Genomic DNA, 14,063 nt, shown 5'->3' with positions numbered 1-14,063 from the left:
TCGAGCTCGGAAAGCAGACCGTCCACGTCGTCCCGGTCGACGGTCAGGTCATCGGCGAAGTGCCGGTCGCCAGTGGCGTCGGGCACGTACTTCACACACACAACGATGTTCATGCGTCCAGTCCTCCGCGCTTGACGAGCTGGCTCGCGATGACGTTGCGCTGGATCTCGTTGGTGCCCTCACCGACGATCATCAACGGGGCGTCCCGGAAGTAGCGTTCGACGTCGAATTCGGTGGAGTAGCCGTAGCCGCCGTGGATCCGGACGGCGTTGAGGGCGATCTGCATCGCGGTCTCGGAGGCGAAGAGCTTCGCCATGCCGGCCTCCATGTCGACGCGTCGGCCCGCGTCCGCCTCCCCCGCCGCATACAGGGTGAGCTGGCGGGCCGCCGTGAGCGAAGTGGCCATGTCGGCCAGGTAGTTGCCGATCGACTGGTGCTGCCAGATCGGCTTGCCGAAGGACTCGCGCTCCTGGGCGTACGCCAACGCGTCCTCGAAGGCCGCTCGGCCGACCCCGAGTGCGCGGGCCGCGACCTGGAGGCGGCCGGTCTCCAGGCCCTTCATCATCTGTGCGAAGCCCCGGCCCTCGACGCCGCCGAGCACGGCGTCGGCCGGTGCCCGGTAGTCCTCGAAGGACAGCTCACAGCTCTCGACGCCCTTGTAACCGAGCTTGGGCAGGTCGCGGGAGACCGTGAGTCCTGGGCCGTGTTCCACCAGCAGGATCGAGATGCCCTTGTGCGCGGGCGTGGCCTCAGGGTCGGTCTTGCACAGCAGGGCGATGAGTCCGGACCGCCGCGAGTTGGTGATCCAGGTCTTCGCGCCGTTCACCAGGTAGCCGTCGGCGTCCTTGCGGGCCAGCGTCCGCATGGCCTGGAGGTCGGAGCCGCCGCCCGGCTCGGTCAGGGCCATGGTCGCGCGGATCTCCCCCGTGGCCAGCTTCGGCAGGTACCGGCGCTTCTGTTCCTCCGTGCCGAAGTTCAGCAGCAGCTTGGCGACCACGGTGTGGCCGCCCATCGCGCCGGCCAGGCTCATCCAGCCCCGGGCCAGTTCCTCGGTGATCAGGACGTAGCAGGGGGCGGAGACGGGGGTGCCGCCGTACTCCTCGGGGACGGCGAGACCGAAGATGCCGAGCCTCTTCATCTGCTCGATCAGCGCCTCGGGGTAGGTGTTCGCGTGCTCCAGCTCCCGGACCACCGGCTTCACGTCCTTGTCCACGAAGTCGCGCACCGTACGTACGACGAACTGCTCGTCCTCGGACAGGACGTCGAGAGTGCTCATGCTGTGACGCTCCTCATGGGGTGACCTTTCCTCAAGTGACGTTGAATCGGGTGACGTTGGTGTGTGGAGTCTTCGCGTGACGCCGAGCCCGCCGCTGGCCGCTGGGTGGACGGTCAGACGACATGGCCGGACCTCAGGCCGTGGATGTCCGCCGTGCTGTACCCCAGCTCCGCCAGGACGCTTTCGGTGTGTTCGCCGGCCGCGGGGACGGCGTCCATCCGCGGGGCGGTACCGGCCAGGTCGGCCGGGGGCAGCAGCGCGGGGACCATGGCTCCGCCGGGGATGCGTACGTCCTGCCAGCGGCCCCGCGCACTGAGCACGGGATGGGCCAGGAACTCGGCGACGTCGTTCACGCCGACGTTGGCGATGCCGGCCGCGTCCAGCAGCTTCGTCACCTCACCGCTGCCCAGTTCGCCGAACCGCTCGGCAACGATCGCGTTCAGTTCCTCGCGGTGGGCGACACGGGCCGAGCCGGTGGCGAAACGCGGATCCGCGACGAACCCCGGCAGGCCCAGGAACTGTTCGCACAGGGCCGCCCATTCGCGCTCGTTCTGGATGGAGAACAGCACCTCCTTGCCGTCGGTCGCGGTGTAGGCACCGTAGGGGGCGATGGTGGCGTGCTGGGTGCCCAGGCGCGGGGGCTGGGTGCCGCCGTGGCGGGTGTAGTAGGCGGGCTGGTTCATCCACTCGGCCAGCGCCTCGAAGAGGGAGACCTCCACGGCACGGGCCACACCGGTGGTGGCCCGGGTGAACAGGGCCGTCAGGATGCCGGAGTAGGCGTACATGCCGGCGGCGATGTCGGCGATCGAGATCCCCACGCGGGCCGGGCCCTGCTCGTTGCCGGTGAGGGAGACCAGTCCGGTCTGGCACTGGATCAGCAGGTCGTACGCCTTGCGGCCGGCCCAGGGGCCGGTGGAGCCGTAGCCCGTGACGGAGCACGGGATCAGCGAGGGGAAGCGCTCCGCCAGGGCGTCGGCGCCCAGGCCCATCCTCTGCGCCGCGCCCGGGGCCAGGTTCTGCACGAACACATCGGCGTCGGCGAGCAGTCGCTCCAGGATCTCCCGGCCCGCCTGCGACTTCAGGTCGAGCGTGACGGACTCCTTCGACCGGTTGAGCCACACGAAGTAGCTGGACTCACCGTGCACCGTCGTGTCGTAGCGGCGCGCGAAGTCTCCACCGCCGGGCCGCTCCACCTTGATCACCCGAGCGCCCAGATCGGCCAGCTGACGGGTGGCGAAGGGAGCGGCCACCGCCTGCTCGACACTGACGACGGTGATGCCTGCGAGCGGCAGTGATGCGGAGGGCTCGGTCATGAGGTCATCTCCAGAGGGTGTGGTCCCGTGCCGGAGTACCATCATTGATGCTCATGGCCGCATAGGTGAAATAGCAATTCATGATGTCCCTATGCCGGCCTCGGATGGGCTTCGGATGCTGCGAAAGGTAGGGGCCCTCTTGGACATCAAGCAGCTCAGGGCGATCGTCACCGTTGCCGAGGTCGGCAGTGTCACGCGCGCCGCGGAGTTGCTGCATCTGGTGCAGCCCGCGGTCACCCGGCAGATCCGCACCCTGGAGCAGGAACTCGGCATCCCGCTCTTCGAGCGGACCGGGCAGGGCATGCGCCCCACGGACGCGGGGGCGATCATGGTCGACCGGGCCCGGCGCGCCCTGAACGAGCTGGAGCGGGCCCGCGCCGAGGTGCAGCCCACCCCCGGCGAGGTGAGCGGCATCGTCACCGTCGGACTGCTGGAGAGCACGAGCGACCTGCTGGCCGAGCCGCTGGTCACCGCTGTCGCCCGCGACCACCCCGGTGTGGAGCTGCGGCTGATGACCGCCTACTCGGGTCATCTCCAGCAGTGGCTCGACCAGGGCGACCTGGACCTGACCCTGTTGTACAACCTGGACAGCACGCCCTCGCTCAACGTCCGCCCGCTGATGCGGGAGCACCTGTGGGCGGTCGCTCCGCCGTCGGCCGGGCTGCATGCCTCCCGGCCCGTTCCGTTCGCGGAGGCGGCCAGGAACCCGCTCGTCATGCCCGCCTCCGGGCACGCGCTGCGCAGCCTGATCGACGCGGCGGCGGCAAAGGCGGGAGCCGATCTGGAGGTCGCCGTGCAGACCAACTCCATGCGGGTGCAGAAGCAGCTCGTCCTCGCGGGGCACGGCTGGACGATCCTGCCCGGCGTCGGCATCGCCGAGGACGTGGCACGCGGAAGCCTGAGCGCCGCGCCCCTGAGCAAACCCGCCGTGTGGCGCTCGATCGTCCTCGGCACCCCGAGGTCGGGGCGCACTCCGCCCGCGGTCGAGGTGGTCGCCCGGGAGCTGGTACGCCAGGTCGACTCGGCGGTGGCCGACGGCAGATGGCCGGCCGCCCAGCCCCAGGGGAGCATCACACCCACCGAGCGACCCGAGGTGTAGTCATACGAGCGGGACATACCCGCATCACGACTTTCTATTGTCCAAAGCAAGCCATCAGAACTCATGATGTGCGGCATGAACGAGACACCCGATCCCGCACCACCCTCCTGGCAGAAGGACGTGTTCGCCGCGCTCAAGAAGCGCGGCATCCAGCAGATCGCCTACGTACCGGACGCCGGGCACTCCCACACCATCCTGGAAGCACAGCGTGACCCCGCCATCCACGACGTGGTCCTGACCACCGAGGAGGAAGGTGTCGCCGTGGTCGCCGGGGCCTGGCTCGGCGGGCAGCGAGCCGCCCTGCTCATGCAGAGCAGCGGCGTCGGCAACTGCGTCAACATGTTCTCCCTCCTCCAGATGTGCCAGTTCCCCTTCCTGACGCTGGTGACGATGCGCGGCGAGTACGCCGAGTTCAACCCGTGGCAGAGCCCCATGGGCAGCACCACCCAGCAGGCCCTGGAACTCATGGGCATCACCGTCCTGCGCGCCGACGCCCCCGAGGACGTGGAGGAGACCGTCGAGGCCGCTCTGGACTCGGTGTTCGAGGCCGGGGAGCGCGTCGCCGTGCTCCTCGGACAGAAGCTGATCGGCCGCAAGAAGTGGGAGCGTGACTGATGACCACCACTGCTGACGTACGTATCGACCGGCGCCGTTTCGTCGCCGATCTGATCGCCCGGCTCCCTGAGAACGCCCTCGTCGTCACCGGCCTCGGTTCCCCCAGCTATGACGTCTTCGCCGCCGGTGACCGGCCCGGCAACTTCTACCTCTGGGGCGCGATGGGCGGCGCAGCGCCGCTCGCCCTGGGCCTCGCCCTCGCGCAGCCGGACCGCCCCGTCGTAGCGCTGACCGGGGACGGCGAACACCTCATGGGCATCGGGACACTGGCCACCATCGGCGCCCAGCTCCCACCGAACCTCACCCTCGTCGTCCTGGACAACGCCCACTTCGGCGAGACCGGCATGCAGCCCAGCCACACCGGTCTGGGCACGGATCTCGTCGCCGTCACCCAGGGCTTCGGCATTCACGACGCGGTACGGATCACCGACCTCGCCCAGGCCGAGGACCTCGCCGCGCGCATCACGGCCCGCTCGGCGACGACATACGCCCAGGTGCTCATCGCCACCGACGAGCCGCCGCGCGCGCTGCCGCCCCGCGACGGCGTGGCGAACAAGAACGCCTTCCGGGCCTCGCTCGGCCTGAGCACCTTCTGAATCGGCGGAATTCCTGATGCAGCGCTACGAGTTGTTCATCGACGGGCAGCACCGCAAAGCCGCCGACGGTGAATGGTTCCCCACCGACAACCCCTACCTGGGCACCGCGTGGGCGGAGATCGCCAAGGGCACGCCCGAGGACGTCGACGACGCGGTCCGCGCCGCCGATCGGGCCCTGCACAGTGGTCCCTGGGCCGATCTCACCGCCAGCGCCCGCGGCGCCCTGTTGCGCCGCCTCGGTGACACCATCGCCGCGAACGCCCGCCGACTCGCCGAGACCGAGGTCCGCGACAACGGCAAGCTGTTCACCGAGATGCACGGCCAACTCGCATACATCCCGCAGTGGTTCCACTACTACGGCGGGCTCGCCGACAAGATCGAGGGCACCGTCCCGCCGCTCGACAAGAGGGGCTACTTCGCCTACACGAAGAAGGAGCCCGTCGGGGTCGTCGCGGTCATCACACCGTGGAACTCCCCGCTGTTGCTGCTGGCCTGGAAGATCGCCCCGGCCCTGGCGGCCGGCTGCACGGTCGTGGTCAAACCGTCGGAGTTCACCTCCGCCTCCACGCTGGAACTGGCCCGGCTCTCCCACGAGGCGGGGCTGCCGCCCGGCGTGTTCAACGTCGTCACCGGGTTCGGCCAGGACGTCGGCGCCTCACTCGTCGAGCACCCGCTGGTCCGCAAGGTCAGCTTCACCGGCTCGGACGCCACCGGCCGGCACAGCAACCAGGCCGCCGCCCGCGACTTCAAGCACGTCAGCCTCGAACTCGGCGGCAAGTCCCCGAACGTCGTCTTCGCCGATGCCGACCTCGCGGCCGCCGTGAACGGCGCCGTCTCCGGCATCTTCGCCGCCACCGGCCAGACCTGCATCGCCGGGTCCCGGCTGCTGGTGCAGCAGGACGTGCACGACGAGGTGGTGGATCGTCTGGTCGGCCTCGCGGCCACGGCCCGGATGGGCGACCCGATGGAGGAGTCCACCCAGGTCGGGCCCATCACCACGCCCGCCCAGTACGCCAAGGTCCTCGACTACATCGACATCGCCCGGCAGGAAGGCGCCACGCTCGCCCTGGGCGGCAGGGCCGCCGAGCGCGGCGGTCTCTTCGTCGAGCCGACCGTGTTCACCGGCGTGCGCAACAGCATGCGCATCGCCCAGGAGGAGGTCTTCGGACCGGTCCTCGCCGTCATCCCCTTCGAGGACGAGGCCGAGGCCGTCGAGATCGCCAACGACAGCCGTTACGGGCTCGGCGCCGGCGTCTGGACCGGTGACATCGGCCGTGCCTTCCGCATGGCCGACCGCATACGCTCCGGCACCGTCTGGGTCAACACCTACCGTGCGGTCAGCTACATGGCGCCCTTCGGAGGATTCAAGGACTCCGGGATCGGCCGCGAGAACGGCATCGCCGCCGTCACCTCCTACCTGGAGGACAAGACCGTCTGGATCAACACCGGCGCGCCCACCGGCAACCCGTTCGTCCTGCGCTGAAAGCCCTCCTCGACTCCCCCTCGACTCCCCTGCGCGACACGAGCAACGGAGCTTCCCATGTCGCAGAGCCGCCGCACCCCGGCCCCCGCAAGCTCCCAGGTCACCGCCAACGTCGTACGCGGATGTCTGGGCAACCTCATCGAGTGGTACGACTGGTTCGCCTACGCCACGTTCAGTATCTACTTCGCCGCCGTGTTCTTCCCCGAGGGCAGTCCGACGGCCCAACTCCTGTCCACCGCAGTCGTGTTCGCCGTCGGCTTCCTGATGCGCCCGCTCGGCGGCTGGCTGCTCGGCGCCTACGCCGACCGTTACGGCCGCCGCGCCGCACTGACCCTGTCGGTCACCCTGATGAGCGTCGGCTCACTCACGATCGCGCTCACCCCCGGCCACGCCACCATCGGCCTGTGGGCTCCCGTCCTGCTGGTCGTGGCCCGTCTGCTCCAAGGGCTGTCCGTGGGCGGCGAGTTCGGCTCCAGCGCCTCCTACCTGGCGGAGGTCGCGCCCTCTGGCCGGCGCGGCTTCTACTCCAGCTTCCAGTACGTGTCCATCGTGCTCGGCCAGCTCGCCGCCCTGCTCGTGGCGATCGTCCTCCAGAGGCTGCTCAGCGAGGGACAACTGGAGAGCTGGGGCTGGCGCATCCCCTTCGTGATCGGTGCCGTGGCCGGGCTGGTCGTGATGTACCTGCGCCGTACCATGGAGGAGTCGCCCCACTTCCAGCGGCAACGGGCGAAGTCCGCCGATCCGGACGAACGCAAGGGCCTGCGCTCGCTGTTCACCGAGTACCCACGCCAGGTCCTCGCGGTCTTCGGGCTGGCGATCGGCGGCACCGTCGCCTTCTACACGTACACCACGTACCTGCAGAAATACCTGGTGAACACCGCCGGCATCCCCAAGTCGACGGTCTCCGTCATCGGCTTCGCCGCCCTGTTCGTCTACATGCTGCTGCAACCGGTGGCGGGCCACCTCTCCGACCGCCACGGCCGCCGCCCGGTGATGTTCGCCTTCTCCGTCAGCGGCATGCTCCTCACTGTCCCGATCATGACCGTCCTCGGGCACACCAGCAGCCCCTGGATCGCGTTCCTCCTCATGACCGTCGCGCTGACCTTCCTCAGCGGGTACTCGGCGCTGGCAGCCATCATCAAGGCGGAGATGTTCCCCACCAAGGTCCGGGCGCTGGGGGTGGGCCTGCCGCACGCCCTCGTCACCGCCACCTTCGGCGGACTGACCGAACCCGTCGCGCTGGCGCTCAAACAGGGCGGCCACGAGACCGTGTTCTTCTGGTACGTCACCGGGTGCATCGCCCTCACCCTGCTGGCCACCTTCCTCGTGCCCGAGCCCTCCCGCACCTCCCTCCTGGAGACCGAAGGAACCCCGTCCGCACCGCCCACGACGAAGACAGCGCCGCTCGCCTGAACCGAGCCGCCCCCGACACACAAGGACAGAAGACAGAAGGATGACGCAGCCGACCCCGCCCCCGCTCAGTTCCTACGTCGAGTCCTGGGCCCCCTCACCGGTCACGGACGAGGACCCTCTGCCGGCCGGCCCGGTGGCCGCCCTCTCGGCGGTCCTCGACCTGCCCGGCCCGGTCGCGAAGGCCGGGGACCCGCTCCCCCCGCTGTGGCACTGGCTGTACTTCCTGACCTGGCCGGCCGGGCGGGACCTCGGCGCCGACGGCCACCCCCTGGGCGGCCACTTCCTGCCGCCCCTCCCGCAGCGCCGGCGCATGTGGGCGGGCGGCCGCTGCGAGATCGCCCGACCGCTCCGCCTCGGCGAGCCCACCGAACGCGTCAGCAGCCTCGGCCAGGTGACCGCCCGGCAGGGCCGCACCGGGGACATGCTCTTCGTCACCGAACGCCGCGAGTTCCGCCAGCACGGCCACACCTGCCTGGTGGAGGAACAGGACATCGTCTACCGGTCCGGGCCCACGGTGGCACAACACCCGACCACCCTCGACAAGACCGCCCTTACGAACCCCGACAGCCCATGGCAGCTTGCGCTGCGCCCGGATCCCGCCCTGCTGTTCCGGTTCAGCGCCCTGACCGCCAACAGCCACCGCATCCACTACGACACCCCCTACGCCCGGGACGAGGAGGGCTACCCCGACATCGTCGTCCACGGCCCCCTGCTCGCCCTGCTCATGCTCGAACTGCCCCGGCGCCACACCCCCGACCGGCAGGTGCGCTCGCTGTCCTACCGGCTCCGGCGCCCGGTGTTCGCCGGCGAAGCCCTCGTCGCCTGCGGCAGCCCCGCGGACGGCCGCGCCGAGCTGCTCATCGCCACCCACCGGGATGACCAACACGCCACCGCCGAGGTGACCTTCGCATGACCCTGCTTCACGACCAGGTCGCCGCGGCGACGAGCTGGCTGTTCGTCCCGGGCCACCGTCCCGACCGCTTCGACAAGGCCGCCTCGGCCGGTGCCGACCTGGTCATCATCGACCTGGAGGACGCCGTCGCCGCCGAGGACAAGGACCGCGCCCGGGAACACGCGGCCGCCTGGCTCGCCCTCGGCAACCAGGCGGTCGTCCGGATCAACGCTCCCGGCACCCGCTGGTCCGAGGCCGACCTGAGCACGGCGGCCGAGCACGGCTGCCCGGTCATGGTGCCCAAGGCCGAGGACCCGGCCGTACTCGCCGAGGTCACCGCCCGCACGGCGGGGCGGTGTGCCCTCGTGGCCCTTGTAGAGACGGCCCTCGGTGTGGAGCGCGCCCGCGAAGTGTGCGCCACACCTGGTCTGGCCCGCGCGGCCTTCGGCAACGTCGACCTGTCCGCCCAGCTGGGCATCGCCCACGACGACCGGACGGCGCTGGCCTACTCCCGCTCCCGGCTCGTCCTCGCCTCGGCCGCCGCCGGCATCGCGCCGCCGATCGACGGCGTCACCACCGCCGTACGCGACAGGGACCTGCTCACCGCCGACATAGCCCATGCCCGACGGCTGGGCTTCACCGGAAAGCTCTGCATCCATCCGTATCAACTCCCCTACGTGAACACCGGGTTCGCGCCCACGGACGACGAGCTGCGCTGGGCTCGCACCGTCGTGGCCGCTGGTGACTCCGTCACCACCGTCGACGGCGAGATGATCGACAGGCCCGTCCTGGAACGCGCACGCCGCCTCCTGGCATCTGCTCCAGGGGCGAACACCGCGCCCTGACCGACCGGAACTTGCCGGTTCGTGTAGCCAGGCCGTGCCCCACCGCCCGCGGCCAGGTGGACCTCTGTGTCTGGCCCGCCTCGGGGAGGCCCGCGAGCGTGATCGCGGCGGTGGTCGGCCCGTCCACGGCCCCGGACCGGGTGGGCCGGCATCGGGTCGGCGGCACAGGCGTTGTGGTCGGAGCCGAGCACCGTCGCACCCTGGGTCAGGCCGCGCAGGGTGCGACCGGTGAAGCCGGAGTCGTCGTAGCCAGCCCCGGTGAACGGTGTGCCGTTCGGTCAGCCTGAGCGTGAGCCTCACGTGGTTCTGCGCTCCGGAGCCCTAGCGTGACCCCATGACGAGGAATCAGAACATGGGGCAGCGAGCGGCCGTGATGCTCTGTGTGACAGCGGCGCTGATGGGACCGGGATGCCTGTCCGGCGCAGCCGCCGGGGCGCCGGCAGCCGGGCTGTCCCCGCGGTCCGATGCCCTCGTCTACGTCGCCAACCTCCACGCCGACACGGTGTCGGTCGTCGACGCCGGCAGCGGCACGGTCGTGGACAGCGTTCCCGTCGGGGACGGACCGGACAGCGTGGCCGTCAGCCCGGACGGCTCCCGCGTCTACGTCACCAACTCCGCGGCGGACACCGTATCGGTGATCGACGCCCGCACCAGGACGGTGGTCGCCACCGTCGCTGTCGGGGACGAACCGAGCAGAGTGACGGTCTCTCCTGACAACCGGAACGTCTACGTCGCCAACGTCGGGTCGGACAACGTGTCGGTGATCAGCGCCCGCACCCGTTCCGTGACGGACACCATCGCGGTGGGCGATGCCCCACTGGGCGTGGCGGTGACACCCGACGGATGCACCCTGTACGTCGCCAACGCGGCGTCCGGCACGGTCTCCGTGGTCCGGACCGCCACCAAAAGGGTCACCGGCACCATCCCTGTCGGCAGCGGACCGACCGCCCTGGTGCTCACCCCCGACGGCCGTCACCTGTACGTCTCCAACCTGACCTCGGACGATGTGTCGGTGGTCGACGTTCACGACGGCGCGGAATCGGACCGCATCCCGGTCGGGGACCAGCCTGCGGGAATCGGGGTGCGCCCGGACGCCCGCCAGGTGTACGTCGCCAACATCGGGTCCGACAACGTGTCCGTGATCAGCACCCGCGGCCGTGCCGTCACGGACACCGTCGCCGTGGGAGACGGCCCCAACGGCCTCGCTGTCGGCCCGGGCGGATCCCGGGTCTACGTCAGCAACTTCAACTCGGACACCCTGTCGGTCATCGACACCTCGACAGCCCGCGCAACGGACACAGCGGCCGTGGGCGACGGGCCGACCGGCGTGGCAGCGGCACAGAAAAAGAGGGCCTGACCCGGGGTCCGGACACCGCGCCAGCGCGGTTTGCCCAAGCACCGCCGTCGAGCCGCCGAGAGACGACGCCGCCTCATGAGGTTCCGAGCGACTGCGCCTCCCATGTCTCGCGGATGTCGTCACCGACTTCCTCCAGCAGGCCGACCAGGACGTCGGCCAGCGGGAACAGGGTGGTGTCGGCCGGGGTGACGGCGTAGATCTGGCGCTCCAGAGGCGGCCCGACCAGGTCCCTGTGGACCGCACCCGGGGTGGGTGCGACCGAGAGCCGGGAGAGCATGGCCACACCGATGCCCGTGCCGACGAGGGACTGGGCCACGTAGTAGTTCTCCGACTCGAAGGCCACTCTCGGCCTGAATCCGGCCGCCGCGGTCGCCTCGTCGAACTGGCGCCTGGCCGCGAGGCCGGTCGTGATGGCGATCCACGGCTGATCGTCGAGTTGCCAACGCCTCGTACTACGTCCTGGCCGTCACCGGGCTGGTGCTCTACAGCGCCGCGTTCGTATGCGAGGCCATACGCTCCGGCATCAACGCCGTGCCCACCGGCCAGGCCGAGGCGGCCCGTTCCCTCGGGCTCACCTTCGGCCAGAGCCTGACCACGGTGGTCCTGCCGCAGGCGGTGCGCACCGTGATCGCGCCGCTCGGGGGCGTGCTGATCTCCATGTGCAAGAACTCCGCGGTCGTCGGCGCCTTCGGTGTGGGCCGTGATCTGTTCAGCGTCAGCGGCACCCTGACCAGCGCGCAGGGCTACGCCAACCTCCCGGTCCTCATCGGCATCACCCTCGGCTACCTGGCGATGACGTTGCCCGCCGCGCTGTTCTTCCACACCGTCGAGCGAAAGGTGGCGATCGTCCGATGAAGGCCGCTCCGAGCGTGCTGTACGACGAGCCCGGCCCGAAGGCCCGGCGGCGCATCCGCCAGGGCAGTGCCGTCGCCTACGCCCTGCTGCTCGCCGTCCTCGTCGCGGTCGTCGTACGCCTGGCCGACGCCGGACAGTTCACCGCGGAGAAGTGGGATCCGCTGGCCTCTCCCGGCAACGAGAGCTTCGACGCTCTGTGGAACGTCCTGGGCACCGGGCTTCAGCGCACCCTCGTCGCGGCGGCCGTCGCCATCGGCTGCTCCCTCGTGGTCGGGACCGCTATCGGAGTCCTCAGGCTCAACCTCGGTCGCGTCGCGCGAATGCCGCTGGTGGCCGCCATGGAAGTGGTGCGCGGCATCCCCGTGGTCATCACCATCTACTTCGCCTCCCGCGTCCTGCCCGATCTCGGACTGACCTTCGCCGACGCGCCCGGCGGTCGCTTCCTGTGGTACCTGGTCATCGGTCTGACCGCCTACAACGCGGTGATCATCGCCGAACTCGTCAGGACCGGGGTCGAGTCGCTGCCCCGGGGGCAGCGGGAAGCCGCGCTGGCCATCGGTCTCACGCGGTGGCAGACCCTGCGCCTGATCCTGCTCCCCCAGGCGTTCCGGGTCATGCTGCCGTCACTCATCAGCCAAATCGTGGTCATCCTCAAGGACACCTCGCTGGCCGCGCTGATCCTCGGCCAGTACCAGGAGCTGCTGCGGGCCTCGAACCTGGCGGCACAGCAGCTCGACAACCCCATCCCGATGTTCCTCGTGACCGGCGCGATCTACGTGGCCATCAACTGGCTGCTGTCCAAGCTCGCCGAGTACGCCGAGCGCCGGGGCGGCCGACGAGAGCGCGAGCGGAGGTCCGCTTCCACAGCCAAGGGCGGGAAGAACCCTTCCGCCGGGGAGCGCGGTGGGGCGAAGCAGGTCGACCTCGTCGACCAGACCAACTGACATCCGGACACCGCAGGTTCTTCAGGTCACCACATCCGGTGACCTGCCTCCGACAGAAAAGGATCACCGATGCAGATCGGTTTCATCGGGTTGGGCAAGATGGGCGCCGGCATGGCGCGCAACCTCAGCGTCCGCTTCCCGGTCAAGGTGTACGACACTCGGCCGGAAGCCGTGCAGGAGCTGGTCGAGGCGGGCGCTCGGGCCGCCGGTTCGGCCGCCGAGGCGGCCGAGGGGGCGGACATCGTGGTCACCATGCTGCCCGGCCCGCAGGAGATCGAGTCCGTCATGCTCCAGGAAGGAGGAGCGGCCGCCGCCCTGGGCACCGGCGCGATCTGGATCGACGCGTCCAGCAGCAGCCTCGACGCGATGGAACAGGTCAAGAAGGCGTATCCCGACGCGGGTTGGACCGCCCTGGACGCTCCTGTGACGGGCGGCGTCCCTGGCGCGTCGGCAGGCACCCTCCAGTTCTTCGTCGGCGGCGAACGGCGCGACTACGACCGGGCCTTCGACGTGCTGTCGACCATGGGGGACCCGAAGCGGATCGTGCACGTGGGCGGACAGGGCACCGGCTACACCGTCAAGCTCTGCCTCAACCTCGGCTTCTTCCTGCATGTGATCGCCGGTGCCGAGGTGCTCGCCCTGGGCACCAAGGCCGGCGTCGACCTCGGCGTCCTGCACGAGGCCCTCACGCACAGCGGCGCGAGCAGCGCGTTCCTGGAGAACGACGCGGCACAGAGCCTCTTCGCCGGGGACTACAAGGAGTACTTCCGCCTCGCGCTGGTCCTCAAGGACATCCGCCTCGCCGTGGACCTCGGCCGCAGCGTGGGCGTACCGCTGGAGGTGTCCGCGCTCGTCGAGCAGATCCACCGCCGTGCCCTGCTCACCTACGGCGACGGAGGCCAGCTTCTCGCGGTCAGGCAGTTGGAGGAGACCGCCGGGGTCTCCCTGCGCCACACCGGATCCTGAGTCACCGCCCCTCTGAAAGGAAGACACATGCCCATCATCGACGTCTCGCTCAGCCCCGGACGCACGGACGACCAGCTGCGCGCCCTGGTGAGCGAACTGACTTCGGCCACCACGCGCGCCCTGGGTGTCTCGGAGGACCGTGTCCGGATCCTCCTGCGCGAAGTCCCCGACACCCACTGGGCGACGGGGGGCGTGACCACGGCGGACGCCAAGGCGGCCGGTACACACTGACCTCACCGCGACGGCGGCGAAAGGGTCTGTCAGCGTCCTGGCCAGTAACCACTCCTTGGTGACGGGCCTGGGGGGGGGGGAGAAGACGGAGGGGAGTTGTAGGAGACGCGGGGCAAGTTCCAGCAGACGGGGCGGACAATAAGTTTCCCGCGTCACACGGTCGGTGTTGTCGCGGCTA

The 14,063-nt window shown here is 70.0% G+C and carries 14 protein-coding genes and 2 pseudogenes; 12 read left to right on the top strand and 4 right to left on the bottom strand.

The genetic code is table 11. From position 1 onward, the window contains the following. The 3 genes and pseudogenes from ACFU95_RS49680 to ACFU95_RS49670 all read right to left on the bottom strand — a co-directional run. A pseudogene (locus ACFU95_RS49680) lies at window positions 1–113 on the bottom strand (electron transfer flavoprotein subunit beta); the annotation flags it as partial. Then, a complete protein-coding gene (locus ACFU95_RS49675; RefSeq protein WP_383844121.1) occupies window positions 110–1,276 on the bottom strand; it encodes an acyl-CoA dehydrogenase family protein in 1,167 nt (388 codons plus the stop codon). The gene ACFU95_RS49675 and the pseudogene ACFU95_RS49680, both read right to left, overlap by 4 nt. Before the next feature lie 113 nt (window positions 1,277–1,389). Next, on the bottom strand, window positions 1,390–2,589 hold the full coding sequence (locus ACFU95_RS49670) for a CaiB/BaiF CoA transferase family protein (protein WP_383844118.1): 1,200 nt from the start codon (window positions 2,587–2,589) through the stop codon (window positions 1,390–1,392). A 139-nt stretch (window positions 2,590–2,728) separates the two neighbouring features. Between ACFU95_RS49670 and ACFU95_RS49665 the strand changes: the two genes are divergently transcribed. The 8 genes from ACFU95_RS49665 (at window position 2,729) to ACFU95_RS49630 (ending at window position 10,889) form a co-directional block, all read left to right on the top strand. After that, the gene (locus ACFU95_RS49665) at window positions 2,729–3,688 is read left to right on the top strand and encodes a LysR family transcriptional regulator (RefSeq protein ID WP_383844115.1); all 960 of its coding nucleotides are present in this window, start codon (window positions 2,729–2,731) and stop codon (window positions 3,686–3,688) included. A 75-nt stretch (window positions 3,689–3,763) separates the two neighbouring features. Continuing rightward, window positions 3,764–4,303, top strand: a complete 540-nt coding sequence (locus tag ACFU95_RS49660) for a phosphonopyruvate decarboxylase (protein ID WP_383844113.1) — start codon at window positions 3,764–3,766, stop codon at window positions 4,301–4,303. Beyond that, window positions 4,303–4,899, top strand: a complete 597-nt coding sequence (locus ACFU95_RS49655; RefSeq protein WP_383844110.1) for a thiamine pyrophosphate-dependent enzyme — start codon at window positions 4,303–4,305, stop codon at window positions 4,897–4,899. The genes ACFU95_RS49660 and ACFU95_RS49655 overlap by 1 nt, the downstream gene beginning before the upstream one ends. Window positions 4,900–4,915: 16 nt before the next feature. Continuing rightward, window positions 4,916–6,382, top strand: coding sequence for an aldehyde dehydrogenase (locus ACFU95_RS49650; protein WP_383844107.1), 1,467 nt, complete (start codon window positions 4,916–4,918; stop codon window positions 6,380–6,382). A gap of 57 nt (window positions 6,383–6,439) precedes the next feature. Beyond that, entirely contained in the window at window positions 6,440–7,795 is a 1,356-nt protein-coding gene (locus ACFU95_RS49645; RefSeq protein WP_383844104.1) for an MFS transporter, read from the top strand. A gap of 40 nt (window positions 7,796–7,835) precedes the next feature. Beyond that, window positions 7,836–8,708 (top strand): hypothetical protein, encoded by an 873-nt coding sequence (locus ACFU95_RS49640; RefSeq protein ID WP_383844101.1) that lies wholly within the window; start codon window positions 7,836–7,838, stop codon window positions 8,706–8,708. Further along, window positions 8,705–9,532, top strand: a complete 828-nt coding sequence (locus ACFU95_RS49635) for an HpcH/HpaI aldolase/citrate lyase family protein (protein WP_383844098.1) — start codon at window positions 8,705–8,707, stop codon at window positions 9,530–9,532. The genes ACFU95_RS49640 and ACFU95_RS49635 overlap by 4 nt, the downstream gene beginning before the upstream one ends. A 334-nt stretch (window positions 9,533–9,866) precedes the next feature. Then, window positions 9,867–10,889, top strand: a complete 1,023-nt coding sequence (locus ACFU95_RS49630) for a beta-propeller fold lactonase family protein (RefSeq protein ID WP_383844095.1) — start codon at window positions 9,867–9,869, stop codon at window positions 10,887–10,889. A 73-nt stretch (window positions 10,890–10,962) separates the two neighbouring features. Here the strand turns inward: ACFU95_RS49630 and ACFU95_RS49625 are convergent. Next, window positions 10,963–11,316: pseudogene (locus ACFU95_RS49625) on the bottom strand (LysR substrate-binding domain-containing protein); the annotation flags it as partial. Between the two features lie 50 nt (window positions 11,317–11,366). On the opposite strand from ACFU95_RS49625, the gene ACFU95_RS49620 reads away from it, so the two are divergent. The 4 genes from ACFU95_RS49620 (at window position 11,367) to ACFU95_RS49605 (ending at window position 13,885) form a co-directional block, all read left to right on the top strand. Continuing rightward, window positions 11,367–11,744 (top strand): ABC transporter permease subunit, encoded by a 378-nt coding sequence (locus tag ACFU95_RS49620; protein WP_383844092.1) that lies wholly within the window; start codon window positions 11,367–11,369, stop codon window positions 11,742–11,744. Then, complete coding sequence (locus ACFU95_RS49615) at window positions 11,741–12,688, top strand: amino acid ABC transporter permease (RefSeq protein WP_383844089.1); 948 nt, start codon at window positions 11,741–11,743, stop codon at window positions 12,686–12,688. Before ACFU95_RS49620 ends, ACFU95_RS49615 begins: the two co-directional genes overlap by 4 nt. A gap of 69 nt (window positions 12,689–12,757) precedes the next feature. After that, window positions 12,758–13,654, top strand: a complete 897-nt coding sequence (locus tag ACFU95_RS49610) for an NAD(P)-dependent oxidoreductase (protein ID WP_383844086.1) — start codon at window positions 12,758–12,760, stop codon at window positions 13,652–13,654. 27 nt (window positions 13,655–13,681) lie between these two features. Continuing rightward, window positions 13,682–13,885 (top strand): 4-oxalocrotonate tautomerase family protein, encoded by a 204-nt coding sequence (locus ACFU95_RS49605; protein ID WP_383844083.1) that lies wholly within the window; start codon window positions 13,682–13,684, stop codon window positions 13,883–13,885. Window positions 13,886–14,063 lie beyond the last annotated feature (178 nt).

Origin of the sequence: Streptomyces sp. NPDC057623 (assembly GCF_042800355.1) — a bacterium.
In the GTDB taxonomy this organism is placed as follows: Bacteria; Actinomycetota; Actinomycetes; order Streptomycetales; family Streptomycetaceae; genus Streptomyces.
The sequence above is the reverse complement of the archived record's forward strand: the minus strand, read 5'-3'. Positions and strand labels throughout refer to the sequence as shown.

Bases quoted from the DNA above. Each gene is read 5' to 3' on its own strand.
- ACFU95_RS49640 (WP_383844101.1), top strand. From the start codon at position 7,836: ATGACGCAGCCGACCCCGCCCCCGCTCAGTTCCTACGTCGAGTCCTGG.
- ACFU95_RS49660 (WP_383844113.1), top strand. From the start codon at position 3,764: ATGAACGAGACACCCGATCCCGCACCACCCTCCTGGCAGAAGGACGTG.
- ACFU95_RS49645 (WP_383844104.1), top strand. From the start codon at position 6,440: ATGTCGCAGAGCCGCCGCACCCCGGCCCCCGCAAGCTCCCAGGTCACC.
- ACFU95_RS49655 (WP_383844110.1), top strand. From the start codon at position 4,303: ATGACCACCACTGCTGACGTACGTATCGACCGGCGCCGTTTCGTCGCC.
- ACFU95_RS49635 (WP_383844098.1), top strand. From the start codon at position 8,705: ATGACCCTGCTTCACGACCAGGTCGCCGCGGCGACGAGCTGGCTGTTC.
- ACFU95_RS49615 (WP_383844089.1), top strand. From the start codon at position 11,741: ATGAAGGCCGCTCCGAGCGTGCTGTACGACGAGCCCGGCCCGAAGGCC.
- ACFU95_RS49670 (WP_383844118.1), bottom strand. From the start codon at position 2,589: ATGACCGAGCCCTCCGCATCACTGCCGCTCGCAGGCATCACCGTCGTC.
- ACFU95_RS49675 (WP_383844121.1), bottom strand. From the start codon at position 1,276: ATGAGCACTCTCGACGTCCTGTCCGAGGACGAGCAGTTCGTCGTACGT.
- ACFU95_RS49630 (WP_383844095.1), top strand. From the start codon at position 9,867: ATGACGAGGAATCAGAACATGGGGCAGCGAGCGGCCGTGATGCTCTGT.
- ACFU95_RS49605 (WP_383844083.1), top strand. From the start codon at position 13,682: ATGCCCATCATCGACGTCTCGCTCAGCCCCGGACGCACGGACGACCAG.
- ACFU95_RS49610 (WP_383844086.1), top strand. From the start codon at position 12,758: ATGCAGATCGGTTTCATCGGGTTGGGCAAGATGGGCGCCGGCATGGCG.
- ACFU95_RS49650 (WP_383844107.1), top strand. From the start codon at position 4,916: ATGCAGCGCTACGAGTTGTTCATCGACGGGCAGCACCGCAAAGCCGCC.